19 protein-coding genes are annotated in these 24,301 nt (G+C 53.5%); 8 read left to right on the top strand and 11 right to left on the bottom strand.

What is annotated here, in order from left to right; all coding sequences use genetic code 11:
• Positions 1 to 25 precede the first annotated feature (25 nt).
• From KTH_RS02380 to KTH_RS02370, 3 genes are read left to right on the top strand one after another with little or no spacing between them, the layout of a single operon-like run.
• Entirely contained in the window at positions 26 to 2,170 is a 2,145-nt protein-coding gene (locus KTH_RS02380) for an oxidoreductase (RefSeq protein WP_111322819.1), read from the top strand.
• A 56-nt stretch (positions 2,171 to 2,226) separates the two neighbouring features.
• Positions 2,227 to 3,021 carry an SDR family NAD(P)-dependent oxidoreductase gene (locus KTH_RS02375; protein WP_111322817.1) on the top strand — a complete coding sequence of 265 codons (795 nt, stop codon included), beginning with the start codon at positions 2,227 to 2,229 and terminating at the stop codon, positions 3,019 to 3,021.
• A 14-nt stretch (positions 3,022 to 3,035) separates the two neighbouring features.
• Positions 3,036 to 3,827 carry an enoyl-CoA hydratase family protein gene (locus KTH_RS02370; RefSeq protein ID WP_111322815.1) on the top strand — a complete coding sequence of 264 codons (792 nt, stop codon included), beginning with the start codon at positions 3,036 to 3,038 and terminating at the stop codon, positions 3,825 to 3,827.
• A gap of 469 nt (positions 3,828 to 4,296) precedes the next feature.
• On the opposite strand, the gene KTH_RS02365 is transcribed toward KTH_RS02370, so the two are convergent.
• The 5 genes from KTH_RS02365 to KTH_RS02345 all read right to left on the bottom strand — a co-directional run bounded on the left by KTH_RS02365 (position 4,297) and on the right by KTH_RS02345 (position 10,769).
• The gene (locus tag KTH_RS02365) at positions 4,297 to 5,694 is read right to left on the bottom strand and encodes a GH1 family beta-glucosidase (RefSeq protein ID WP_111322813.1); all 1,398 of its coding nucleotides are present in this window, start codon (positions 5,692 to 5,694) and stop codon (positions 4,297 to 4,299) included.
• A gap of 53 nt (positions 5,695 to 5,747) precedes the next feature.
• Positions 5,748 to 6,728 carry an ABC transporter permease gene (locus KTH_RS02360; protein WP_111322811.1) on the bottom strand — a complete coding sequence of 327 codons (981 nt, stop codon included), beginning with the start codon at positions 6,726 to 6,728 and terminating at the stop codon, positions 5,748 to 5,750.
• A 16-nt stretch (positions 6,729 to 6,744) separates the two neighbouring features.
• The gene (locus tag KTH_RS02355; protein ID WP_111322809.1) at positions 6,745 to 7,722 is read right to left on the bottom strand and encodes an ABC transporter permease; all 978 of its coding nucleotides are present in this window, start codon (positions 7,720 to 7,722) and stop codon (positions 6,745 to 6,747) included.
• A gap of 75 nt (positions 7,723 to 7,797) precedes the next feature.
• A complete protein-coding gene (locus KTH_RS02350; RefSeq protein WP_246046268.1) occupies positions 7,798 to 9,501 on the bottom strand; it encodes an ABC transporter substrate-binding protein in 1,704 nt (567 codons plus the stop codon).
• Positions 9,502 to 9,665: 164 nt separating this feature from the next.
• Positions 9,666 to 10,769, bottom strand: a complete 1,104-nt coding sequence (locus KTH_RS02345; RefSeq protein ID WP_111322805.1) for a LacI family DNA-binding transcriptional regulator — start codon at positions 10,767 to 10,769, stop codon at positions 9,666 to 9,668.
• 327 nt (positions 10,770 to 11,096) lie between these two features.
• Between KTH_RS02345 and KTH_RS02340 the strand changes: the two genes are divergently transcribed.
• Both KTH_RS02340 and KTH_RS02335 read left to right on the top strand, forming a co-directional pair.
• Positions 11,097 to 12,824, top strand: a complete 1,728-nt coding sequence (locus KTH_RS02340) for a hypothetical protein (protein WP_111322803.1) — start codon at positions 11,097 to 11,099, stop codon at positions 12,822 to 12,824.
• A gap of 635 nt (positions 12,825 to 13,459) precedes the next feature.
• Positions 13,460 to 13,942, top strand: coding sequence for a GNAT family N-acetyltransferase (locus KTH_RS02335; RefSeq protein ID WP_111322801.1), 483 nt, complete (start codon positions 13,460 to 13,462; stop codon positions 13,940 to 13,942).
• A 99-nt stretch (positions 13,943 to 14,041) separates the two neighbouring features.
• Here the strand turns inward: KTH_RS02335 and KTH_RS02330 are convergent, their stop codons facing one another.
• Entirely contained in the window at positions 14,042 to 14,689 is a 648-nt protein-coding gene (locus KTH_RS02330) for a LysE/ArgO family amino acid transporter (RefSeq protein WP_246046269.1), read from the bottom strand.
• A 443-nt stretch (positions 14,690 to 15,132) separates the two neighbouring features.
• Positions 15,133 to 15,969, bottom strand: a complete 837-nt coding sequence (locus KTH_RS02325; RefSeq protein ID WP_111322796.1) for a sugar phosphate isomerase/epimerase family protein — start codon at positions 15,967 to 15,969, stop codon at positions 15,133 to 15,135.
• Positions 15,970 to 16,533: 564 nt separating this feature from the next.
• Here KTH_RS02325 and KTH_RS02320 point away from each other — a divergent pair.
• Positions 16,534 to 17,028: an LURP-one-related/scramblase family protein gene (locus KTH_RS02320; protein WP_111322794.1), complete on the top strand. Its 495-nt coding sequence runs from the start codon at positions 16,534 to 16,536 to the stop codon at positions 17,026 to 17,028.
• A gap of 33 nt (positions 17,029 to 17,061) precedes the next feature.
• On the opposite strand, the gene KTH_RS02315 is transcribed toward KTH_RS02320, so the two are convergent.
• The gene (locus KTH_RS02315) at positions 17,062 to 18,504 is read right to left on the bottom strand and encodes a multicopper oxidase family protein (RefSeq protein WP_170142601.1); all 1,443 of its coding nucleotides are present in this window, start codon (positions 18,502 to 18,504) and stop codon (positions 17,062 to 17,064) included.
• Positions 18,505 to 18,653: 149 nt separating this feature from the next.
• Between KTH_RS02315 and KTH_RS02310 the strand changes: the two genes are divergently transcribed.
• Both KTH_RS02310 and KTH_RS02305 read left to right on the top strand, forming a co-directional pair.
• A complete protein-coding gene (locus tag KTH_RS02310) occupies positions 18,654 to 19,256 on the top strand; it encodes a TetR/AcrR family transcriptional regulator (RefSeq protein WP_497616210.1) in 603 nt (200 codons plus the stop codon).
• A 17-nt stretch (positions 19,257 to 19,273) separates the two neighbouring features.
• Positions 19,274 to 19,849, top strand: coding sequence for an HXXEE domain-containing protein (locus tag KTH_RS02305; protein WP_111322788.1), 576 nt, complete (start codon positions 19,274 to 19,276; stop codon positions 19,847 to 19,849).
• A gap of 228 nt (positions 19,850 to 20,077) precedes the next feature.
• Here KTH_RS02305 and KTH_RS02300 read toward each other — a convergent pair whose 3' ends face one another.
• The 3 genes from KTH_RS02300 to KTH_RS02290 all read right to left on the bottom strand — a co-directional run bounded on the left by KTH_RS02300 (position 20,078) and on the right by KTH_RS02290 (position 23,727).
• Positions 20,078 to 20,968 (bottom strand): CPBP family intramembrane glutamic endopeptidase, encoded by an 891-nt coding sequence (locus KTH_RS02300; RefSeq protein ID WP_497616208.1) that lies wholly within the window; start codon positions 20,966 to 20,968, stop codon positions 20,078 to 20,080.
• 630 nt (positions 20,969 to 21,598) lie between these two features.
• A complete protein-coding gene (locus KTH_RS02295) occupies positions 21,599 to 22,291 on the bottom strand; it encodes a hypothetical protein (protein WP_497616205.1) in 693 nt (230 codons plus the stop codon).
• Positions 22,292 to 22,449: 158 nt separating this feature from the next.
• Positions 22,450 to 23,727, bottom strand: coding sequence for an amidohydrolase (locus KTH_RS02290; protein WP_497616204.1), 1,278 nt, complete (start codon positions 23,725 to 23,727; stop codon positions 22,450 to 22,452).
• Between the last annotated feature and the right edge of the window lie 574 nt (positions 23,728 to 24,301).

The raw sequence follows: 24,301 nt of genomic DNA, 5'->3' as shown, positions 1-24,301 counted from the left end.
TGAGAAAGGCTTCAGGCTGTTTGTTATGAAGATTATTGTTGCTGGCGGTGGCCCGGCAGGCCTGTATAGCGCCTTGCTGCTCAAAAAGGCTCACCGCGATTGGGAGATCACCGTTCTCGAACGCAATCCAGCCGACGTGACCTATGGGTGGGGCGTCGTGTTTTCTGATCGGACGCTTGCTTCTTTTCAGCGCGCTGACTACAAGAGCTTTGAGCAGATCAGCGAGCATTTTGTGATCTGGGATGCAATAGATGTGCACTACCGGGATGAGGTGATTCAGTGCGGAGGACACGTTATTGCGAGTATCGCGCGTCATACTCTCTTACATATCCTGCAACAGCGCTGTCTGGAACTGGGGGTGACGCTCTGTTTTCGGCATGAGCTGCACGGCCTTGCGGAGCTCAACGAGAACTATGATTTGCTGATCGCCGCTGACGGCATTCACAGTGTGGTGCGCAGGGAGCTGGCTGACGTGCTCCGCCCTGCGATTGAGCTCGGGAAGGCGCGTTATATCTGGCTCGGTGTTGATCGCGTGCTGGATGCTTTCACCTTCCTGTTTCGTGAGAATGAGCATGGGCTTTTTCAGGTGCATGCCTATCCTTCAAGCGGCACTTCCAGCACATTTATAGTGGAATGCCATGAGGATACATGGCTGCGGGCGGGGCTGGATCAGGCGAGCGAGGCCGAAAGCGTGGCCTATTGTCAGCGCCTCTTCGCAAGGGATTTGAAAGGGGCGTCGTTGCTTGCCAACAACTCGCGCTGGATCAACTTCCCCACGCTCAAGACGCGTAAGTGGTCTTATCAGAACATCGTGCTTCTGGGGGATGCAGTGCATACGGCGCACTTCTCCATCGGCTCTGGCACAAAGCTGGCGATGGAGGATGCAATCAGCCTGGCGCGAGTACTGGAGCTGCATGATGATCTGCCACGAGCGCTCGACGAGTATGAGCAGGAACGCAGGCCGGTCGTTGAACTATTTCAGCAGGCTGCGAATGAAAGCCGCCTCTATTTTGAATCGATAAGCCGCTATCTCCGTCTTGAGCCACTCCCCTTTGCTTTCCAGCTTCTCACTCGGAGCGGGCGTATGACCTACGATGATTTACGCCTGCGCGATAGCCGTTTCGGTGATGCGGTAGATAGGTGGTGGGCACGGCAGAGGAATGATGCTGTAGAGCCGCTTGTTGCGCCGCCTCCGCTCTTTACGCCTTTCGCGTTGCGTGGTCTTGCGCTGAGCAACAGGATCGTGAGTGCTCCGCTGGCTGCTGTCCCCGCACAGGATGGCCGAATCAGCAATGAATACTGTTCTCAGATGGCCTCTATAGCGGCTTCGGGTGCGGGCCTGGTGCTCGGTGAGATCGCGGCTGTGTCGCCGGAGGGCCGAATAACGCCCCACTGTCCGGGTCTGTATCAGTCGGAGCATGGAGCGGCCTGGAAAGCGCTTGTGCAGGCGGTTCATGCGACGCCAGGGGCACGCGTTGGCTTGCAGATCGGGCATGCTGGCAGGCGCGGCGCGACTCGACCGCGTGGGAATGGGCTCGATAGGCCACTTCAGACGAACACATGGCCGCTGCTCGCTCCCTCGCCGCTGCCCTACACTCCTTTCAGCCAGACGCCGAAAGCAATGGACGCCGAGGCGTTAGAGCGCGTGCGCCAGGCCTTTGTGGCTGCGGCTGTGCTGGCAGCAGAAACGGGGGCTGATCTCCTGTTTCTCCATTGCGCACACGGCTATCTGCTCGCCAGCTTCCTTTCACCATTGACCAATCAGCGTACCGATGCGTATGGTGGATCGCTGGAGCGACGGATGCGCTATCCGCTTGAGGTCTTTGAGGCGGTGCGGCGTGTATGGCCTGCTGAGAAGCCGCTTGGGATTGTGCTTTCTGCCAGTGATGGCGTCAAGGGAGGTGCTGATGTGGAGGAGGCTGTACAGGTGGCAACGGCGTTCCGTGAGCGAGGCTGTGATCTTTTCTGGATTCAGGCGGGCCAGACAACACCTGCAAGCGAATTGGGGTACCGGCGCGGCTACCTGACTGCTTTCAGCGATTCTATTCGGAACGTGGTCGGGCTTCCGACGCTGGTTGGCGGCTATCTGACGGATAAGAATGCAGTCAATACGGTGCTTGCTGCCAGTCGCGCTGATCTCTGTATACTGGAATCGGCCGATTCTATCTGAAGTGAGAAACCATAGAGTGAGAAAGCAACGATTATTTTGAGAGAGGAGAAACAGGTATGGCGAACGAGGTGTACGCGCCGTTGCAAGGCAAGCGAGCGGTCGTCACAGGGGCGGGCCGCGGCATCGGGCGCAGTATCGCGCTGACGCTTGCTCGGGCGGGTGCTGATGTGGGTGTCACAGCTCGCACGGCAGCGGATCTGGATACGCTGGTTCACGAGATCGAGGCGATGGGGCGCCGAAGCCTGGCCGTTACCTGCGATGTGACCAACCCCGAGCAGGTACGCCATATGGCCGAAACGCTGGCGTCTGGCCTGGGAGGCTGTGATATTCTGGTTAATAATGCCGGAAATGCCGGAAGCCATAAGTTTCTGGATCACCCTGACGAGCTCTGGCACCGCATGCTTGCGATCAACCTGACCAGCGTCTACTATGTCTGTAAAGCCTTTGTTCCCCGTTTTATCGCTCAGAAGAGCGGGCGCATTATCACGATTGCCTCAATTGCGTCGCGTATTGGAGATCGTTATATCGCGGCATATACAGCCTCAAAACACGGCGTTCTGGGCCTGACAAGAGCGCTCGCTGCCGAATTGCTTCCCTATAACATCACCGTTAACGCGATCTGTCCCGGTTATGTTGATACGCCGATGACCGACGGAAACGTTCAGAATATGATGAGACTGACCGGAAAAACAGAACAGGAGATACGGGCAACGCTGGCAAAGATGAGTCCACAACAACGGTTAATCGAGCCTGATGAGGTTGCCGGGCTCGCGCTGTATCTTGCTCAAGACATCAGTAAAGGTATTACAGGGCAGGCCATTAATCTTGATGGTGGAGCGGTTATGTCATAGAAAAGAGGGAACTGATGAGCTATGACTTTCTCTACGAGGTGCAGGATAGCGTCGCAACGATTACCCTGAATCGGCCTGAGGTGATGAACGCGCTGACGTTCGAGGTGTATGCGCAACTGCGGGATCTCTTTGCTGATCTGAGGCGGAACGACGGCGTGCAGGTTGTGATTTTGACGGGAGCCGGCGAGGGCTTCTGTTCGGGCGGAGATGTGCATAAAATCATCGGGGAACTGCTGCAACGCGATATGAAGGCGCACCTTGATTTTACGAGGATGACCGGAGAAGTCGTACACAATATGCGGATGCTTGAGAAGCCCATTATCGCGGCATTGAACGGAATGACGGCAGGAGCCGGGGCTGTGCTTGCGTTGGCTTCTGATCTGCGTCTGGCCTCGGAGAGGGCACGAATCGCGTTTCTCTTCTCGAAGGTTGGGCTGACCGGGGCGGACATGGGAGCGGCCTATCTGTTGCCGCGTGTTGTTGGGATGGGCCGAGCAAGCGAGCTGTTGTATTTCGGCGATACGATAGACGCGGCGACGGCTGAGCGCTACGGCCTGGTGAATCGGGTTGTCCCCCATACAGAGCTGCTTTCGACGGCGCGGGAATGGGCCTCGCGACTGGCTCAGGGGCCGACGTTTGCGCTTGCAATGACAAAGCGGCTGCTGAATCAAGAGCAGCATATGGACCTGACTTCGGCGCTTGAGGTAGAGGCGCAGGCGCAGGCGCTCCTGTTGATGGGTGAGGATCATCGCCGCTTTTATGAAGCGTTTAAGGCAAAGGAGTCCCCGCGCTTTAATGGACGGTAAACGAGCTTCTGTAGCGAGAGGAGGCCTCTTCTGTATGGCTTTCCTCTCCTCTGCATGAAAGAGCTATTAGCGGGCCTCTAAAGCTACTCTGGCGTCTGTATGCTTGCTATGCAGTTCCTTTTAGGGAATATTCCTTTCTTGCTAAATCGACTCTTTCTTTGAAAATTGTTCCTGGTACTAAGGTACTTTTGTTCTTGATTGAAGACGCGCAATCTGATATAAACAGAAGTGAGTGAAGTGAAGGCGAGAAAGCATGCTTTCAAGCTCCAAAACACGATCACCTGTATCTATCGAGCTAACTTGTCTATGCTGAGTACTTGCAGCAACTCCTGTGACGGTTGAGGATTGGATACATAAACAAGCAGACAAGTAAACGAACAAATACTACGTGCTGAACGTCGAAAAGTTGTGCTGGAAGGAGGAGAAAGGGAAGCAGCACCCGAGGGATGCGGATACTGCTTCAAGGAGGTTACAAGGGCCGATGTATATCGTGGAAGGCTGCAATATGTTGCGCGTACCAGCGCCCGCTTTCCTTGATAACGCGCTGCTGGCTCTCGTAGTCGACGTAGACGATGCCGAAGCGCTTGTCGTAGCCGTAGGCCCACTCGAAGTTGTCCATGAGCGACCAGACGAAATAGCCATCAACTGGTGCGCCATCGCGAATCGCGTCGGCAACCGCTGCGATATGGTCACGCAGGTAGCTGACGCGCCCTGGATCGCTGATCGTCTCGCCACCATTCCAGGTATCGTTGAAGGCTGCGCCGTTCTCGGTAATGTACAGCGATGGAATATGGTATTCCTGATGCAGGCGCACGAGCATATCACGCAGGCCCTGAGGGAAGATCTCCCACTGCATCGCGGTATATGTGGCGTCGGCGGGGTTCGACTCCTTGCAGGCGTCCGGATGTGGTGGCTGTTCCTGCCCGTACACAACGGCGCGGGTGTAGTAGTTGAGGCCCAGAAAATCGATTGGTGTCGAGATGATCGTCAGGTCGCCCTCTTCAATCGGAGGGGCGTCCAGCTCCATCAGCTCGAAAAGCTGTGCTGGATAACTGCCACGATAGAGCGGATCGAGCAGCCAGCGATTCGCGAACATATCGGCTCGATCCAGGTCACGAGCGGTCTCCGGGCGGTCGTCACCGGGATACCTGGGACCGAGATTCAGCGCGAGACCAAGCTTGCAATCAGGCGAAGCGGCCCGAACGCGTGGCACAGCCAGCCCGTGAGCGAGCAGGAGGTGATGACCGGCATTTACTGCTGCCTGTCTGTCTTGCATACCGGGTGCGTGCACACCGACAGCATAGCCAAGATAGGCTGAGCACCACGGCTCATTCAGCGTTATCCAGTGCTTGACGCGATCACCGAGGCGACGAGCGACAATTTCGGCATAGTCGGCGAACGCGAAGGCGGTTTCACGCGAGAGCCAGCCGCCACGCTGATGGAGCGTCAGGGGAAGATCCCAGTGATAGAGCGTGACATATGGCTGAATCTGATGTGCAAGGAGGGCGTCAACCAGCCGATCATAGAAATCCAGCCCCTTCTCGTTGATGGCTCCGGTTCCTTTGGGCAGGATACGCGGCCATGCAATCGAGAAGCGGTAGCTATCCAGACCGAGTTTCGCCATCAGCGCGACATCTTCAGCCATGCGGTGATAGTGGTCGGCTGCAACCTCACCCGTATGACCCTGATAAACCTTGCCGGGCGTTTCGGAAAAGGCGTCCCAGATGGAAGGGCCACGTCCATCTTCTCTGGTCGCGCCCTCAATCTGATAGGAAGCGGTTGCAGCTCCCCAGTGGAAGGAGGCCGGGAAGGAGGCGGCAAGCGAGCGCTCGGTTTCGGTCAGTAAGATATTCCTGGTGGTGCTCATATCGTCATTAAAACCCTTTGTTCTTTCGTTGTGATAAACGACTCTGTTGCGCTTTATTGTCCCTTCTGGAGCATACGGAGTTTGCGCAGAATCGCTTTTGGAATGCGCTCCCGGCGCAGGCGCGGATCGGCGTATTCATCGATTCCAAAGTTGATCAAGGAAAGGCCAGCGCCAAGCAATGCAATGCAGACGCCCGGTGGTAGGAACCACCACCACGCGCCCAGCAAGAGCGCATCGTTGTTCTGCGCCCAGTAGAACATGGTGCCCCAGCTTACGGTAGTGGTATCGCCCAGGCCGAGGAATTCCAGGCCGGCCTCGGCGAGAATAACATACACAACCGTGCCAATGATGTTCGCGGCAATGATTGCCAGTTGGTTGGGGAGAATCTCCCAGAAGATGATGTGAAAGCTGCTTTCGCCGCTGGAACGGGCGGCCTCGATGAAGTCCCGTTTGCGCATCGAGAGGGTTTGTCCGCGAAGGACACGTGCGCCCCAGGCCCAGCTTGTCAGAGCGATCACGATCGTCACGGTAATCGAGCCTTTAAACGGAATATAGGCCGCAATCAGGACGGCCAGCGGAAAGGCGGGTAGCACAAGAAAAACGTTAATAATCAGCGAAATGATGTCATCGACCAGGCCGCCAAAATAGCCAGCGGTCAGGCCAACAACAACAGAAATGACTGTCACGAAGATGCCGGTCAGGAAGCCCCAGAGAATGGAGGAACGCGTACCGTAGATCAACTGAGTAAAGACATCTTCGCCAAGCTTGGTTGTACCAAACCAGTGTTCAGCCGACGGTGCTGCCAGCTTATCGGGATACGAGAAGGTTGGATCCTTCTGTACCAGTAGTGGTCCGATCAGGGCAACCAGCACAAAAAAGCCCACAATGATGACGCCAATCAGCACTTTCGGGTTCTGAGTGAGCAGGCGTCGGATATCAGCGAGTCGCATGCTCAATCGGCCGGGTTGTTTGAGCGTTGCTTCAGCAGTCGCTTCGGGCTGATTTGGTATCGGTGCAGTTGTACCCAGGCTCATACGCTCTTTTTACCCCCTATCCTTGTCGTGTGCGCGGATCAAGTACCAGATAGATCAGATCAACCAGCAGGTTGGCGACCAGCACTGTCAGCGTGATAAGCAGGAAGATCGCCTGAAGAAGCGGGTAATCTGAGTTGTGAACTGCCTGTAGCAGCGCGAACCCGATGCCGGGGTATGAGAACACCATCTCGGTCAGCAGGGCGCCGCCAACCACGGAACCGAGCGACAGGGCAAAGCCGGTCAGGTTTGGCAGAATGGCGTTTCGAGCCGCATACGCCACCATCACGCGGCGAGGTGTCAGGCCCTTTGCCTGCGCCATCAGCACGTAGTCTTCTGAAAGCGTGGTGATCATCGCGTTGCGCATGCCGAGCATCCAGCCGGAAACAGACGAGACAACAATGGTCAGCGCTGGCAGGATGCCATGTGAGATGGCATCGCTGATGAAGTCGAACGAGAATTCAGGTAGCATGCCGAGCGAATAGCCGCCACTGATCGGAAACCAGTTCATGGTATAGGCCAGGATGTAGAGCGTCAGGAGGGCCAGCCAGAAGTATGGTATCGCGGCAAGAAAGTTCATAATCGGTGGCAGAATGGTATCAAGCCACGAGCCGCGTTTCCAGGCGATGATGATGCCGATCAGCGTCCCAACAGCAAAGCTGATGAGCACCGAGGTTCCGACGAGCGCGATGGTCCACGGGAGCTCTTGCGCCAGCATGGCTGAAACAGGCGTTGGATAGTAGGTGATAGAAAGGCCAAGATCACCGTGGAGCAGACTATTTAAATAATGTATGTACTGCATCCAGAGTGGCTCGTTGGTCACTCCAAACTGAAGGAGAAGTGCATTCACGGCTTCAGGTGGCAGGCGTCCCTGAAAGCGAGCCAGCATAGCGCCTGCGGGGTTGCCCGGGGCCAGACGTGGAATAAAGAAGTTGAGTGTCAGCGAGGCCCAAAAAGCGAGCAAATAGAAAAACAGACGACGTAGTAATTGTCGCATACCCATAACTCCTTTCGCGTCACTTCACCGAAGTGGGGAAAGTGTGGGATACAGTGCTGTACCCCACACCGCAGCTTATTGTGCTGGCTTCAGGTTCAGCACGGTCACTGCTGCATCAGGATACGTGAAAGGAGCGGGTACCGAATACGCATTGTCCTTGTCAGGCCAGCCAGTGAAGCGGGACGAGTTGTACTCGTACCATGTCGGACCATAGAACAGAGGCACAACCGGAAGCTTCTCTACCATAATCTTCTGGATGCCCTGAATGGCCTCTTTCTGCTTGTCCTCATTCGTTGTGGTGGCATACTGATCTAAGAGCTTGTCGGTCTCAGCATCTTTCCAGCGCTCGAAGTTGGAGACAGCGGCCTTGCCGATATCTGCTGACCTGGTGCTGTGCAGCAGGCCCTCCAGCAGGAAGTACGGGGTAGGCCCATTGTTGGTCCAGCTAATCGAGGTCTCGTACGTGCCGAGCTGGAGCGCGTTGAAGTATGCATTATAGGCGATCGTGTTCACGTTTGCCTGGATGCCCAGCTCTTTAAGATTCTTCGAGATGATCTGCGCGGCGGTCACCCAGTCGGTCCAACCGGAAACGACGTTGATGTTGAAGGAAAGCTTCTTGCCATCGGGGCCAGCATAGATGCCGTCGGAGCCCTTCTTGAAGCCAGCGGATTCCAGAAGCTGCTTTGCCTTCTCCATATCCTGCTTGAATTCAAGGTTCTGGTACTCGGAGGCGAGATACTTCTGCTCGTTTGGCAGTACCAGTCCGGTCGGGGAGGCTGGCACGGTATAGCCGTTCTCAGCATCTTTGACGATCTGGGCTCGGTCGATAGCGTAGCTCAGCGCCTGACGCACTTTCAGATCATTGAAGGGGGCCTTTGTCAGGTTCATGTACAGCACAATCACGTTCGAGGGCGGGAACCAGTAGTGATGATGATCCTTATTTTTGCTGACGAACGTTTTATCGATGTCGGGGATGAAAAGGCCGGTCCAGTCGATCTCACCTCGGCTCAGGGCCAGTTCGGCGTTAGTGTTGGAGCTGAAAGCCACAACCCGAATCTCTTTGACCTGGGGCTTACCTTCCTGCCAGTACTGGTCATTCTTGGCCAGGGTGACGAGCTGAGGCGTGAAGGATTTGAGCTTATACGGACCGGTGCCGACTGGATTGTCATTGATAAATTTAATCGGGTCGTCCACTTTTTCCCAGACATGTTTGGGCAGTATGTAGGTCGAACCACCTAACTGCCACAGAATCGGTGTATAGGCCTGCTTGAGGGTCACAGTGACGGTATGAGCGTCGACCATAGTGACATCTTTCAGCCAGGTCCACAGGCCGCCTGTGTCGGCTGCGGGGTTCTTTTTGGGTAGCTCAAGCGTGAATACCACGTCCTCAGCAGTGAACGGTTGACCGTCATTCCATTTGACATTTTGACGAAGCTTAAAGGTCAGCGTTTTTGCATCGTCAGAGAACTTGTAGTCTTCAGCCAACCAGGGCTTGATGCTGCCATTGACGCGGTTGAAGTACAGAAGCGTCTCAAAGATATAGCCCTGTGTGCCATAGGTCGGCTGCGCTGCAATCGGGTTGAAGTTTTTGGAGAAGTCGCCCTGCGGAGAGGGAGCGACCGTCAGGGCCTGGTTCCCTTTTGCCGAATTATTGTTGTTGGCGCCACCGCCACATGCTGTCAGGATGATGGTGAGCAGCATCATAGCGGTCAGAAGTATTCCTGGTAGAGCGGCCTTCTTTGGCCGTTTGAACGGTGTAAATAAGGAGTGCGTTGACACAGATTACCTCCTGATACGAAGTCAGATCCATGATGTCCATTCCTTGAAGAATAGATATCAGCGCTCTCTGTCCTTCTAACCTAACAACAGGATGAATGGATCTACCCTGATCCATAAGGCAAAATATTGAACTGTACAAATGCTTTGTGGTTTTCCTGCGGAGCTTAGACTGCTTGCGCAAAGGATTGAGGGCCCTGGGAGGCGCCGCAAGATGCGCGTACAACTAAACGAGTATCAAGATAGACGCGTACGGGCTCACTTTCCGTTTGATTGGCTGCACCAAATGGCTGATGCAACAGGGGCTGTTTCGACAAGGGTTGTGTGTTGAGCATCGAAAAGAGCAGCTCCATCGCCTTTCGCCCCATCTCAACAAAGGGTTGGCGGATTGTTGTCAAACCGGGACGAATATAGGCCGAAGTTTCCAGATCGTCAAACCCGACCAGTGCAATATCACCGGGGATGCGAACACCTGCTTCTTCTGCCGCTGAGATAATCCCGTAAGCGGTTGGATCGCTACTGGCAAAAATGGCGGTAGGTCTTTTCTCTGGTGGCAGAGCAAACAGCTTGCGTGCAGCTATTTCGCCGCCCTCCGAGGTGAAATCTCCGTCGAGAATCCATTCAGGGTTGGGGGTAATTCCCGCTTCCTGCAAGGCTTTGCAGTAGCCCTGGTGCCGCTCCTGGCAGCAGAGGTTGCGCATCGGGCCGCGTATGTGGGCTATGCGTCGATGTCCGAGGCGAATGAGGTGACGGACAGCCGTGTATGCGCCCGAAAGGTTGTCAACACCAACCCAGGGAATATGTGCCGGTGGTTGGATCTGGTCGTCGATGATTACTATAGGCATGCCATGTTTATGCAACCGCGTCACATACTTTGCCGATTGGCCTGGAACGATGCCAAGCAGCCCCGCTGTGAGCTTGGTTGTGAGGATGCGGGCAAGAGCGTCACTCTTGTCCTGCTCCAGATCATTCATGCTATAGAGCACCAGATCATATGAGGTCTGTGCTACGGCCTCGGCGACTCCACGAATGATGTAGGGGATAAAATGCCAGGTGAGTGAGGGTACAAGCACACCGATGAGTCGACTCTGTCCGCCTGCCAGGCCTGATGCCGCCATATTTGGCACAAAGCTTTGTTCTTCGATGATGTGCAGAATGCGCTCCCGCGTTGCCGGATCGACATCGGGTTTGCGATTCAGCACCCGTGAAACGGTCGCTTTGGACACGCCTGCCAGTCGTGCAATGTCATTAATCGTTACCTTATCAGCCATTGTGTGCCTTCTATCCTCTCTGTCAAGTAGAGCGCCGTTGCTCTGAGAGAATTTTCCTATTTTCTCTCTCGTAACCGTTCTCGTAACCGTTTACGGTAGCGGTTACAGGTAAGTATAATCATGGATATATTCCTTGTCAAGGGTTTCCGTTCCCAAATTGGGGAGCGTATGGGGCGTTTCTGTTTCGGCAAGCGATTGCACTTCTTGCCCTTCTCCTCTACAATAGCGTTGCTAAAACAATGATTGTTTAACGGCGCTGCTAAGAGAACAATCGAAAATTGTGTGCCGCGCTTCCCTGGCCGGGTGGCGCGCGATTGGAGGAGTCGAATGGAACGGAAGTCGCCCGGGAAGAAAAAGCCCGAGATCCCGGTTGAACAGGAGTATTGCAGCGGCTCGTATCGCTGGTTTACCTATGCACCTGATGTAACGGGATTGCGCCTGATTTGTCTGGAAGATGTGGAAACGGGCACTGTTGTGACAACGACAGTTGCCAGCGCTGAGAGACGCACGGCAGCTCACCGTGCCTGGGCTGGAGCTCGCCAGTCACGTGCCTCCGGGATGCCCTGGACTATTTTGCATGAGATGGGCGAAAAGGGTGTCGATCCAGACCAGAAGATTGAAGAGATGTTTCGGGGGTATGGTCATGCCTCGGTTGGCGATATGGCTCGCCTGGCGGTCGATATGGGACGCGTGCCGATGCATCTCTGTCTTGCGCTGTTCTCAGAGGGCACGATCAATTCCGGACAGGAGAAATCGACCCGGTATCAAGCCGCTTTTGGCCGGGCTGTCCTGCACCCGCTGAAGCATTATCTTGCGGTTCAGGGGCCGGAGATGGAGCGACTGGAAGAGGCCTATCAAGAGCTCGGTCGCCTGTCGCTGATGCTTTTTACACAGCATAAAGAAACCCTGCTGCGTGCGTTCGAGCAGTTTTATGCTGTCGATATGACTGATAAGCAGCAGAAGAACGCGCTGACCTCGCGAGTGCTCGATTGTGTGCGCTCCTTCCTGCTGTTGGGCCAGTGGAGCGGGCTTTCCTTTGAGACCTCGGCGCGTGATTGGTCGCGGATCCTTGCCGAACTGAAGGCATCGCCTTTGCCGTACTATCATAGGGTCGCGGAGCAGATCGAGCGGCTGCTTGCTCCTTCTCGTGAAGAGGAAGAGGTGCTGCACTACCGGGCAGAGGCTCCGAGTCTGATTCGGCATACTGATCCTGCGCTGACCGCAGGACGGAATATTCAGGCGCTCAAGCAGTTTATCGAGCAGAAGACAGATCTATTGCAAAGCGTGCCAATACAACAACAAGAACCGACCTGCGTTTCACAACGCGTGGTTCTGCTGGATGCACACTACACCGAGGCGGAACGCATGGTTGCGCAATACCTGCTCGTGCTCTGGCCCGGCCTTGAGCGCGAGGCCCTGCTGCAATGGGTTCATTCATGCGCTGATGAGGTGCGCCGCCAGATAAGCGCCTGCCTCTTCGCGGATCATACGAACTATAACGAGCTGCCGAGCTTTGCGCGCACGACCAGGATGACGCTTGTGGTTGAAAGCTTCCTCGGTGAGCTGCGCGACCTGAATCGACATCGTGCCTGGGGTCGCTTTTTCCCGCTTCCGCTGCTCTTTGGCGAGCCGTTGAGCCGCGAGACAGTTCAGCAGATTCTGGGTCATGGCTTTGGGCTACCGCTCTATCTGACGGAGATTCCCGCCTTTGCCGAGTTCCGAACTGCCTTTGAGCGCGACCTTACAACATATTATGCTCGCTTGCAGGCGTTCATTGAGCAGGTGACAGAGACGTGCGGCTCGACCATAGATTACTCGTTCGTGTTGAACCTGTTGCCGCTTGCTCATCGCGTTGACCTCTGGATGCATGGGGATCCGAAGCAAGCGCTCTATATGACCAGGCAGCGTGTGCGCCCGGGCGGTCATATCAATTATCGTGCAATTGCATATGAGGCGAATCAGTTGCTTGCTCGCTCTGATCCCTATCTCTCGGCGATGGCTCTGGCTCAACGGCCTGATCCTGCCAGTCGCGAGGAGTTTTTCGATCGCAGCTAGAACGTGTGTAGGGGTGCAGTGGATTATATCTGCTGCACCTTTCTCTCTTTTGGTGGCCTCCCTCCTCCTCCAGTGAGCCTCTTCATCAAAAACTGTCGTCAAGCGCAAAATTCATATTGAAGCAAGAAAAGCTGAGCGCGAGTGCGAATGCGTAAAGATGAGCGTATGTACATAGTATACCTGAGCTGTCAATACCCTCTTTCTCTCGCATTCTGTGTTTTTTATATCCTGCTTCTGTGTGTCAGGCATCCATTTGTAAACGCCAGAAAGAGATTCTCTCTCTCGCATTCTGTGTAATAGAGTTTATGTATAATAAGATTCTATGTTGCGTTTAATTTTGGACGGGTAACCCCGGGAGAGCCGTCTAATTTTAAACGGGTATCCCGTCTAATTTTGAACGGGTAACCCCGGGAGAGCCGTTCAATTCTGGATGGGTAACCCATTCAAATTAAAACGGGTAGTCCGTCCATTTTTAAACGCCAGGAATGGAAAAAGAAACGGGCCTCCCTGTAAAGCCGCCTGGAATGGCTGTCGGAGATCGCGGGGGGTTCTTTTGGCTTGTGCCTCTTCCCAAGACAATGGAGTGTGTTGTAAGCTTGTAGGGCATGGAAACAAAAGGGGGGAGGGCCTGTCTTATGCAGGTAGAATTGCAAAGAGCATCGGCTGATCAGAAAATTGTGTTGCGCCATCTGATGGAGCTCTGCCAGTATGATTATAGCGAGTTTGACGGTGAGGATGTCAACGAGCATGGCCTGTTTGATTATACCTATCTCGATCATTATTGGATTGAGCCGGGGCGCTATCCTTTTTTGATTCGGGTGAATGGCCGTCTGGCTGGCTTTGTCCTGGTGCGCCGTCTCGATGGACAGCCAACGCATAGTATCGCTGAATTTTTTGTATTACGGAAATATCGCAAGCAGGGCATCGGGCGCATGGTTGCCTGTCGAATCTTTGATGAGTTCCCTGGTCGCTGGAAGGTGAAGCAGGAAGCGGGTAATCTTCCCGCCCAGGCGTTCTGGCGCAAGGTGATCGCCGAGTATACAGATGGGCGCTATCATGAAACCCAGGAAAACGCCTGGGGAGACGTGGTACAGGAGTTCCATTCTCGATCGCGTTGACACGCTGCTTGTTGAGCTGTTTGTGAGCGTGGTTTCATGGATCAGTGTTCTTTCCATGCGCTTTCAGGATGATGAAACCGCGCTCCTGAACCTGGTTGCTCAGTGCGGAAATGCTGACCAGATGAGCGAGAAGGCAATACCCCACATCACACAACCGATCAGGCCATCAAGGATTTTCCATGCCAGCGGACGGCGGAATAACGGGGCCAGCCACGCGGCTCCATAGGCCAGCGAGAAAAACCAGGAGAGCGAGGCACACATAGCGCCAACCGCAAACCAGGCGCGCTGTATCCCCTGATAATGGGTGCTAATGCTTCCTATCAGAACGACTGTATCCAGATAGACATGCGGGTTGAGCAGGCTGAAGGCGAGGACCGCAAGCACTGTATCGCGAACGCGCACCACTGCCGCCGCTTTGCCCATTTCAAGCCCCTCGTTGTTCTGGAAGACGGAGCGAAACGAGCGAAAGCCGTAGAAGAGCAAAAATGCGGCGCCACCCCAGGTCGCAATCATGCTCAGAATGGGAATACTGGTAATAAGGGTTCCAAGCCCTCCTACGCCCAGAAGAATCAAAATGATATCGCATAGGGTGCAAAGGGCTGCGGTGATAAAAACATGCTGTCTTTTCAGACCCTGTCTCAGCACAAACGCATTTTGTGCTCCTATTGCAATAATGAGACTGGCGCCGAGCAGAAATCCCTGCACGAGTGCGGTAAAGAGTGGCTGCATGTTCCCTCGCTGTTTCATTTTTAGCTCATATCATACTATGTCGATCTGTCGGTTTCAATATCCTGAGCTGGCCTGGAAAGCCGGGCGAAAGGAAATGCTGATTTTTCTTCCACTCCATCATGGATTACATTGTAGCACATTGTTCTCCTTTTTCCGGTTTGTTAGTTCAGTGATACTTTTCCTGCTGGTATGATATTTGTCGCAAATTTGTCGCAAAGTATTGACATATATGTTGATGAGGCGTATGATAAGCGCATATCGAACACAGGTTCAGAGCGAGAAGTGCGCGTGCGATTGCGGAGGATGTCGGATGTTATTGTTTCCATTTCGCGAGGAATCGGGGTGCTGCTCTCGAGGTGACTTGCAGGTGCAAGCTACTCCCGGAAGCGTCCCCCGTTTCCCTTTGCTCATCGAGTGAAAAATGTCGGGCTTGATTGCCTTCTGATGAGCGTTTGCTGCGGTTAACGAAGCGTGTCGAGAGCAGGCAGAAGGGTGGAAAGGTAGGACATATGCTGTGGAAGCGCGAACTCAGGATCGGGGATCTCGGGATGCCATTTCTTTTCCCATTCAACGACGACCCAACCATTATATCCGTGCGTCTTGAGCTGAATCAGCATCTCTTCGACCGGAACTTCACCGTCACCAAGCAAGACAAGATCCCATGTGCCCTCAGTTGTCTGAACGGCATCCTTGACGTGGGTATGGACGATGCGCGGTCCCAGGTTTTGGTATACCTCTTCGGCTGTTTCGCCCACACGAAAAGGGTGATGGCTATCCCAGATCACGCCAATGTTGGGCGAAGGAACCTTTGCGAGAATGCGGGCGATGCGCCGAGAGGAACTGAATGCGTCATGGGTTTCCAGCGCAATGGTGACATTCGCGGCTTCGGCGTCCGGCGTGATGTGCTGGAAGGACGAGAGAACCCGTTCGTCTTCCTGCTCCTCTGTGGGTGTGGGCGTGATGTTTGTGGGGGTCATGCCACCAAAAACACGGAGCAACGGGACTTCTACTTCCTGCGCAAGGGCGATCCAGGCGCGAAGCTCGGTCAGCATCTGATTTTGCTGCTCTTCGTCTGGCTGATTGAGTCGACAGGAGGTATCCAGGCAGCAGACCTCGATCTTTGCAGCGCGGAAAGCTGCAACCGCGTCGATGATTTTCTGTCGGTCCTGTAGGGGGTCAAGCACCTCTCCGTCGAGCAGGCGAAGCTCAACGCCAGTGTAGCCGAACTCCAGGGCCGCCTTGATGGTTTGTTCAAGTGTCCAGGCCGGGCAGGATAGCGTACTGAACCCTATTTTCATGGGGTACACCTCTTTCCAGGATTGAAATCAAGCTTACATTCAGGATTGAAACAAATAAAGCAACAAGTGAAAAGTCAAATGTGAAACGAAATTACATGTGGGAAGTTTGATAACGCGCTCGAACACTGCCGCGTTGCCAGATATTCCCTGTGCAGATGGGCCTTGCTGCAATCCACAACCGTTGTTGAGGACTGAAATGAAGAATAGAGAAATAATCAATTATTATGTCATGTTTGTGCTATCAAGCGCAACCTGAGCCATAGCCGAACAAGCAGTCGCTGTGATCGAAATGGAGCTTATGAGGAATCGTTTTTATGCTGCATATACTGTTCGTTCCATGCGAGAAGGTGATATGAATTGGGCTCCATCGCGAGAGCCAGATAGTACCTGTATTCTTTTTTGAAAGCAGGGAGAGTGGCTTCTGGCGCCGAGAAATCATGAAAAGGGTCTGGTGACAATCGGGCAGGTGCGCTACCCTGAAATCGACGGTAATGGTACACTTGAGGTGAGGCCAGAGGACGGCCATCCAGTTATTTCGAGAAAGAATGCAAGGAAAGTACGAAAATGCGTTATCATGTCAAAGAATGGATCTTTCCCCTGGGTGACAACTTTACCGTGCGAGGGGATAACGGCGAAGTGCTCTATGAAGTGAAGGCGAGACTCATCAGTATTGGCGATCACTTCACGATGTATGATAAGCAGACTGGCGAGGAGGTGATGCGTGTCAAGCAGCGGGTCCTGGCCGATACGCGCCAGTATGAGTTGTTTAAGGGAGATGCCGAGGTCGCGACGATCCATCGGAAGCACGAGGCGACGCATGGAGCTCGTTTCGAGATCGTGACCAGGGATAGCGTCGTGCTCCAGGTACGCGGCAATTTTAAGGAATGGGATTTTGAGATTGTCGATCAGTATGGTCGTGTTCTCGGTCATGTCAGCCGCGAGTTCGCCATCTTTGGTGATAGCTATACCGTTGATACTGCTCCCGAGATTGACGGACCGTTTATTGTCGCGATTGCTATCATTCTGGACGAGATGAAAGAGGATCGTATCAAGGATTAAGTATGCAAGGGCAGGATGAAGGTCGACCGCTTGCTACTCGACCTTCACCACGCCGAGCATTCCACTGGCTCGATGATAGACGTTGTTGCTGTGGAAGGCCCATTGTCCGGGATTGCTCGCTGTCCAGAGAATGGCAAGCTTCTGGCCGGGATCGATCAGCACGGTGTCTTTGAGGGGGCCGTGACCGGTGCCGTTATCGAGCTGGAAGAGTTGTCCGTGAAGATGCATCGGTTGTGGGAGCGGACTTTGATTCTGGATCTCAAACCGGATCAGGTTGCCCTTTGCGACCGAAATGGGCGTGACATTCGGGTAACGCTCGCCGTTGATGGTCCATGTATACTTTTTTGGATCGCCGTTCAGTTGGATCTGGGTCACCGTATCGGGTTGTCTGTTGGGCATGACCGCGACGCCTGGGCCCGCTTTGAGCATGCTATATTGCAGAGTTTGCCGCGAAAGCTCGGCTGGAAGCGCATCGGCGGGTGGAGCCTTTGCTTTCTCTCCCTGATAGCGCAGGAGTGCTCGCGTCATGGTTTTTTGGGTGCCCTCGACACGTGCGGCCAGTTGCCATACGCCCGGATGGTTGGCTGTAACAATAGTGTCGTAGCGCTCACCCATGCCGATACGCAGTGCATCCACCTCAACCGGAGCGATCTCGTGTCCATCTGCATGCGTGACCTGCATTCGATGTCCCTGAAGCGCGACGTGAAAAATAGTTGAAGCCGCCGCGTTGATGAAGCGGAGCAACAGTCTGCTGTTGTTCTTAATCGTCATCTCATAGGGCGTCTCTGCGCTTGTTCCATTGATCAGATAGAGCGGGTAGTTGAGATCCGGGGCGCTCTCGCCTTTCACTGCGCTTGTTGTGGTGATGCCGCCCGATTGTAGCTTTTTGAGTGCATCATCCGGTGAGCCTGCGACGCCATCGATCCAATCGTCAAGCATAATGATAAATTCGTAGTCGAAGTTACGCTGCTCGTTTGCTGGATCAATAATCAGCGGTCCATAGAGGAAACGATCTGCCTGCGTGCCAACAAACGAGGAATAATAATAGGTACCAGAGAAGGGAGCCGTGAATTCATAGGTGAAGGTTTGATTGCGGGCAACTGGGGATTGCGTGAGATCTGGAACGCCGTCCATTTTGTTATCAAGCGTCAGACCATGCCAGTGAATGGTGGTATCCTGTGGCAGTTTGTTGGTCAGTTTGACGCGTAGTGTATCGCCTTCTCGCACGCGTAATTGAGGCAATGAAAGTGCTCCTGCACTATAGATCCATGTTTTTACTGGCTTCCCATTGATTGTTATTGAGTCCTCTTTTGCGTCAAGTGTATACTCCTGGACTCTTCCGCTTGGTTTTGGGGTGACACTGGGGGGCGATGTCTCAGGGAACGGCGCACAGCCTCCTAGAACAGTCAGCCCTGTACTGATGCCCGCTACGGCCAGGAACTGCCTTCGTGTCCATCTGCTGTCATGCCCCTGCATTGCTTCACTCCTCTTGTATCCTGCTCTTAGAGAGCGCAAGTATATTTCCACTTCTACTGTACCAGTAGTTCCAAACCCCTTGCTTTTCAGTCAATTTCGTGGTATTTTCATTACGGAACGTAACGTAATAAAATAGGAAGTGGGAACATATGGAAAACGAGCACCCTGTGCAGAGGCGCGGACGCCCTCGCAGCGTCCAGACGCATCAGGCTATTCTGGACGCAACGATTGACTTGCTGGAGGAGCAGGGGTTTGAGGCGTTCAGTATCGAAGCAGTTGCGGCGCGGGCGAAGGTCGGGAAACCGGCTATTTATCGTCGCTGGCCTTCCCGTGAGGCGCTGATTGTCGATGCGCTCGCCAGCCTGGCCGCTGATCTTCCTTTTGTGGATACGGGGAATCTTCGTGAGGATATGCTTTCTCTGATACAGGCTTTCCTCTGGCTGTTTAGCTCATCAAAGCTTGGGGCACTGATTGTGCAACTGGGAACGACCATTGTGGGGAACCCTGAACTCTTTGCGCGGTACCAGCAGCACGTGATTGCCCCTCATCTGCAAGAGCTGGCGCAGCGGCTGGAGCGAGCGGTTGAGCGTGGGGAAGTGCGCCCCGATATCGATATTGCAACCTGTATTCACCTGATAATCGGGCCTCTTGTCTACCATGTGTTTATCTCAGGCGATCTTTTCCCGACAGCCACCCCTTTTCCTGAATCCCTTGTTGATACGATTCTTGCGGGCATTACAGCCCGAGTGTAGAGAGGAAGAGAGACAGCATGCATGATACAAGCAAGAAGAACAGGCATAAGCTTGCCCCGTTTTGCGCTCCCCTGGTTGCACAAATAGAGAAGCGTGTGAGTATTCGGGTGCTGGTGTGGGCTTTTCCACTGGTCTTTTTCCTGCATGATTTCGAGGAAATACTGACAATGGAGCGGTTTGTGAAGCGGCATGAGAAGAGACTTCCCGGGCCATTGAGTCGCATCGCCATGATTACAACGCCACAGATGATAGGAGCGGTAGCCCTTGAGTTTATCCTGATCACGCTGGCCGCCTATCTGGCGACAAGTAAGCGGCAGTCATGGGGTCTGTTTCACGGGGCGCTTGCTCTCTTCTTTCTGCATGTCTTTACACATATAGCTCAAGTGGTTGCATTCCGGGGCTATTCACCCGGAGTCGTAACGGCTATTCTGCTTGTGTTGCCCTATTCGTGGTATGTATCGCGGAGGCTGCGACGTGAGGGGTTCATGAGCGCCGAGGCGTGGAAAGACGCTCAGATGATTTCGGGCGTGCTGGCGCTTCCCGGGCTGGTCGGCGTTCGGCAGCTCGCGAAAGAGTTCATCCCAAATGAATAAACAGACGCATAGGAGAGAGCTTCTGTTTCATGAAATAGTGGCATCCTTCCTACGAGTACTCTGCTCTAGCTTCAGTTGAGTGATGCTGCAATAAGGGGAGGAGGCGCTGTTTCTCTTTTCACTCCTCTCATGATACAACAGGAATACACGTTTTTCAATAAGGAGAATGTCTTCAGGGAGGAGAAGAAAAATCCCTCTCTTTAAGGCAAAGAGAGGGTTACAGGCTTATTATGCGGGGTGTTGCACACGCTTCGTGGCGACAAGCAAGATCGCGAATGCAAACCAGATAATGACGCCTGCCAGGCCGACCGGAGCCGACAGGTAAGGGTTGCCCAGCGGGATAAAGAGCGCGATCCCGAGCGATGCAAAGCTGTTAATAACCGCGTGCGCAAGCACACATGGCCAGATGCTTCCGGTGCGGAACCTCAGCCAGGTAAGCAGGAAGCTAAATGGAATGGTGATCAGCAGAAAGAAGAAGATGCCGAGAACCGGATAGAGACCGGCGTATTCATACCCGTCGATCAGGATAAGCGGCGCGTGCCAGAACCCCCAGATCACGCCAATAATGAGTGATGCCTTGATGCCTCCTAACGGCGTCAGACGGGGCAGGAGATAGCCGCGCCATCCCAGCTCTTCGCCGAGGGTCGCGATCATGGTCAGGAGAACGCTGAGCGTCGCAGCCTGTCCAATCGTGATGCTATAGAGCATCGGCATAGTGATCTGCTGGCGTGTCTCTGCCGGGAGCGTTTGCACTATCAGTTGATATTGTTTCTCCGGTTCCCAGGGTTGCCAGTTGAATAAAACTGCAAGTCCATAGCTTAGAGCGATCAAGACAACAGGAATAATGTAAGCGGCCAGGTACAGCCAGAAAGAGCCACGAAGCCCCTTCTTCTGCAAGCGTAATCCGGCGTCCGCGAAGCCTTCATGCCGGATGAGGCGAACGAGAACACAGGCGACAAGCGGGCCGAACATCCCAACGCTTGCGCGGATGGAGAAGGGCACACCGACGTATTTCAAGAAAAAGATGGCCCACGAAATGATATAGGCAAGCAGGGTGTACCAAATAATGCCTCGCCAGTCGACTCGCTGTGCTTCTGTTTGGTTGTGTACTGCATCCATGAGATTGCATCCTTTGTGTGTGTTTCGTTATGCTCCTGTGTAAATGATGAATGCCTGGATAGCTGCTTCTAACCGAGAAAATAAGATGCGCTATTGCTAGAGCGTTTCGGAACCACGTATTCCGGCGCTCCTGTTGCTATATCTACGCTCATTCCACTAAATTGGTTGTTTAACAAAAGACACATGCTGTGTGGGGGTTCCTCTGTTCGTTGCATTGCCCGGGAATACTGCCAGTCGAAGCTTGAGGGAATCACGCTACCCGGTTTGGAACTCGTTTCTCGGCTCGGGAATAATAGTTGTGAAGCGCGTCGTTTCCCTCGGGGAGCGGGCCTGTTCTCCAGCCAGACAATACACACTTCCCTCAGGTCCTGCACGAATTCCTGAAATGCTTCATCACGGTGTAGCGGCCTCGGACACTGGTGACAAGCACGATGTCGGAGGTCCAACCAGGGTTGGGGTGAGAGAACTGCTTGATTGGTTCCAGGAAGGCCTGAAGCTCTTCGGGTGTGCTGGAGATAGGTATGTTGCATCATAATGTACTCCTGTGGGCAAAGCGGTTTCTCTCCTCTATCTGAGAGTGGTGGGCTCTGTCAAAGTATGCCTATGAGTAGAAGGGATAGAGTGCGGCTGTTAGAGCGGCTTGAGCTTCGACATATGCTCAACAATATAGGGGTAAAAATGCTGCTCGACAAGCTCTATCATTTCAGCAAGCGAGCGGCTTCCATCGATTTCGTAACAGGGAAGCTGAAGCCGTTGTGCCTGCGCTTTGACATGACAAGTAATAAGTGCATCTCGTTCAACGAGTGCGCGCAAATGGCGCTCTGGATCCTCTGGTGCAGGATAGGTTGAGATGGCATGGAATCTCTTCTTCTGCTCTTCAAAGCGGGTGCGCCTTGCATATTCGTTGAATGCTTTTGTAGGAACCAGCCAGATAGCCTGCTGAGGGCTGGAAAGGTAGGGAAGAACCGCCTCTGGCATAAAATTTCCCTCAGCGACTATCATCGGTTCAGTGGGCATTGCAAGCAGATCTTCAAGCACGAGGGAAAGGTCCTGGCCTGCCTGAATGAAGTCTTGTGCCAGGACATCTGTCGGCGTTTCCAGCCAGCGCTGTTTCATGTTTTTCTGTAACCAGCGGCGATGCTGTTCGTCTTTTTGTGCAAGGCGTCGAGCGGAGTGATCTCGTTGGCGGGGGTCAACCCGGTAATCAAGAAAAACATAGATACGAGAAATGAATTGACAAATAGAGGATTTTCCTGCGCCCGGGGTTCCGCCGATCCACAAGACATGGGTCAACTTCTCTGCAATCGTTCGCTGTTCAGTCATGTCTTCCTCCTGGCTCTCTTTTGGGTGGTTGATTTGAGGATACATGAAAAAACAGGAAGATACATCTGCCTTCTGGACGATGTGCTTTCTTGACGAATACTATATAATGAGAGAAAGAAGGGGAAGACGGGCAGAGAATCTCTGCCCATCTCGGAGTGTTATGGAGCTCCAAGCATGGCCAGTGCAGCAACAGTGAGGGCCCGTACACCGGCTTTTAGAGCGGGCTCACGATCGGGCGCATAGTATGGAGAATGCGGCTCTGGAACGTTGTCGATCCCTTTTTCGGCGTAAAGCTGCTCGTTGGTAACTCCCAGAAAGTAATAGGCGGACGGGATGCCTGCGCCATCGGGTACGTGTCCGAAGAATGAGAAATCCTCGCTTGCCTCCATTGGTGGCGTTTCCATAACATGTTGCTCACCAAAGAATGGCTTGAGCGCCTCTACTATTCGTTCAAGCGGCTCACGGTCGTTATGCAGCGTTTCTCCGAACTCAACAATCTCTATATCTGGTTCTTTGGGGGCATGAGAGGCCTCCGCCTCGGCTTTGACAATACGGCGAATCGCTTCCAATATGTGTTCACGGATCTCCTTCGTATAGGCCCGCACCGTAAGCTGAAGTGTTGCTGTGTCTGGAATAATGTTGTAGCTTGTTCCACTATGAATTGATCCCACTGTGATGATAGCTGTGTCGTTGGGCGGGACCTCGCGTGCGACAATTGTTTGCAGGCGCATAACAATAGCGGCGGCGATGAGCACCGGATCAACACAATTCTGAGGCCGGGAGCCGTGTCCGCCTTTCCCAAAAATGGTGATTTTCATATTGACGACCGATGTCATTGTATCGCCAATGTGATAGCCAATGGTGCCGACTGGAAGCGGGTTCGTATGCTGAGCGATAGCGACATCTGGTCGAGGGAAGCGCGTAAAGAGCCCATCCTTAAGCATCTCTTTTGCGCCAGTCATTGTCTCTTCTCCGGGCTGTGCGACAATCATCACGGTGCCTCGCCAGGCATGCAGACTCTGCTGAAGGAGCGATGCCGTACCAACAAGGCAGCTTGTGTGCAGATCGTGGCCGCATGCATGCATCACCGGAACCTCTTCTCCCTCACTATTGGTGACAACCTTCTTGCTGGCATATGGGAGGTTGGTCTTTTCCTTGATCGGGAGCGCGTCCATATCTCCTCGAAGCATCACCGTTGGGCCCTGACCATTGCGGAGCAGACCAACAACTCCGGTCTTTCCGACTCCTGTTGTCACATCATAGCCTGCCTGCCTCAACCAGTCTGCAACTTTTGTCGCGGTTTCGTGCTCTTGCATCGAGAGCTCAGGATTCTGGTGCAGATAGAGGTAGAGGCTTTCTACATCGTGATACACGTTATCAAGCCCTGCAAGAACGCTCTGGAAGCGCTCTTGTGCCGACTGCGTTTGTTTGCGCATAATAACCTCTTTCTCCTGTTTTTGCTATTGAGTCATTTTTTGATCGAAATAGGGAAGAGGCCTCTATTCTATATCTGCATATATATCCATTATACGGGGAACCTGATAGCTGTTTGCTGATTGTATTGATATGGGAACAAATATCTATACAAGCTCCACTGACAGATGTAGTAAAGGGAATGTAGTGTGTTCGATCTCCGATGGTATGAGCTTACCAGGAGACAGGTGAGTCGCATAGGTATCGCCTCTCCTTCTAGTGGAACCCGAAATTGATATATACTCTCTTCACTTTGTGAAATAGGAAGGGCTCTATTGGAGCAAGGAAGCAGGAACGGGTTCTCCGTGGTGTTTGTCCCGTCTCTTTCCACGTTAGAAGGGGTAGAAAGATAAAAATGATAAAAAGATGATAAAAACGTTAAAAGAATGTTTCTTCTGTTCAATAGCGGGCGAAGTTTGGAGTGCAAAGCGCAGGGCAGAGCCTCGTAGCAGAGAGCAAAGAACGCCCTATTCGCCTCTGGAACCTGTTTTACGCTTTCTTTTGAAACTTGTGATCCAATTGTGACGATAATGCTGT

The organism is Thermosporothrix sp. COM3 (assembly GCF_059696735.1).
Note: the sequence above shows the minus strand (reverse complement) of the source record. Positions and strands in the feature narration are given on the sequence as shown.

Bases quoted from the DNA above. Each gene is read 5' to 3' on its own strand.
- KTH_RS02380 (WP_111322819.1), top strand. From the start codon at position 26: ATGAAGATTATTGTTGCTGGCGGTGGCCCGGCAGGCCTGTATAGCGCC.
- KTH_RS02375 (WP_111322817.1), top strand. From the start codon at position 2,227: ATGGCGAACGAGGTGTACGCGCCGTTGCAAGGCAAGCGAGCGGTCGTC.
- KTH_RS02370 (WP_111322815.1), top strand. From the start codon at position 3,036: ATGAGCTATGACTTTCTCTACGAGGTGCAGGATAGCGTCGCAACGATT.
- KTH_RS02365 (WP_111322813.1), bottom strand. From the start codon at position 5,694: ATGAGCACCACCAGGAATATCTTACTGACCGAAACCGAGCGCTCGCTT.
- KTH_RS02360 (WP_111322811.1), bottom strand. From the start codon at position 6,728: ATGAGCCTGGGTACAACTGCACCGATACCAAATCAGCCCGAAGCGACT.
- KTH_RS02355 (WP_111322809.1), bottom strand. From the start codon at position 7,722: ATGCGACAATTACTACGTCGTCTGTTTTTCTATTTGCTCGCTTTTTGG.
- KTH_RS02345 (WP_111322805.1), bottom strand. From the start codon at position 10,769: ATGGCTGATAAGGTAACGATTAATGACATTGCACGACTGGCAGGCGTG.
- KTH_RS02340 (WP_111322803.1), top strand. From the start codon at position 11,097: ATGGAACGGAAGTCGCCCGGGAAGAAAAAGCCCGAGATCCCGGTTGAA.
- KTH_RS02335 (WP_111322801.1), top strand. From the start codon at position 13,460: ATGCAGGTAGAATTGCAAAGAGCATCGGCTGATCAGAAAATTGTGTTG.
- KTH_RS02330 (WP_246046269.1), bottom strand. From the start codon at position 14,689: ATGAAACAGCGAGGGAACATGCAGCCACTCTTTACCGCACTCGTGCAG.
- KTH_RS02325 (WP_111322796.1), bottom strand. From the start codon at position 15,969: ATGAAAATAGGGTTCAGTACGCTATCCTGCCCGGCCTGGACACTTGAA.
- KTH_RS02320 (WP_111322794.1), top strand. From the start codon at position 16,534: ATGCGTTATCATGTCAAAGAATGGATCTTTCCCCTGGGTGACAACTTT.
- KTH_RS02315 (WP_170142601.1), bottom strand. From the start codon at position 18,504: ATGCAGGGGCATGACAGCAGATGGACACGAAGGCAGTTCCTGGCCGTA.
- KTH_RS02310 (WP_497616210.1), top strand. From the start codon at position 18,654: ATGGAAAACGAGCACCCTGTGCAGAGGCGCGGACGCCCTCGCAGCGTC.
- KTH_RS02305 (WP_111322788.1), top strand. From the start codon at position 19,274: ATGCATGATACAAGCAAGAAGAACAGGCATAAGCTTGCCCCGTTTTGC.
- KTH_RS02300 (WP_497616208.1), bottom strand. From the start codon at position 20,968: ATGGATGCAGTACACAACCAAACAGAAGCACAGCGAGTCGACTGGCGA.
- KTH_RS02295 (WP_497616205.1), bottom strand. From the start codon at position 22,291: ATGACTGAACAGCGAACGATTGCAGAGAAGTTGACCCATGTCTTGTGG.
- KTH_RS02290 (WP_497616204.1), bottom strand. From the start codon at position 23,727: ATGCGCAAACAAACGCAGTCGGCACAAGAGCGCTTCCAGAGCGTTCTT.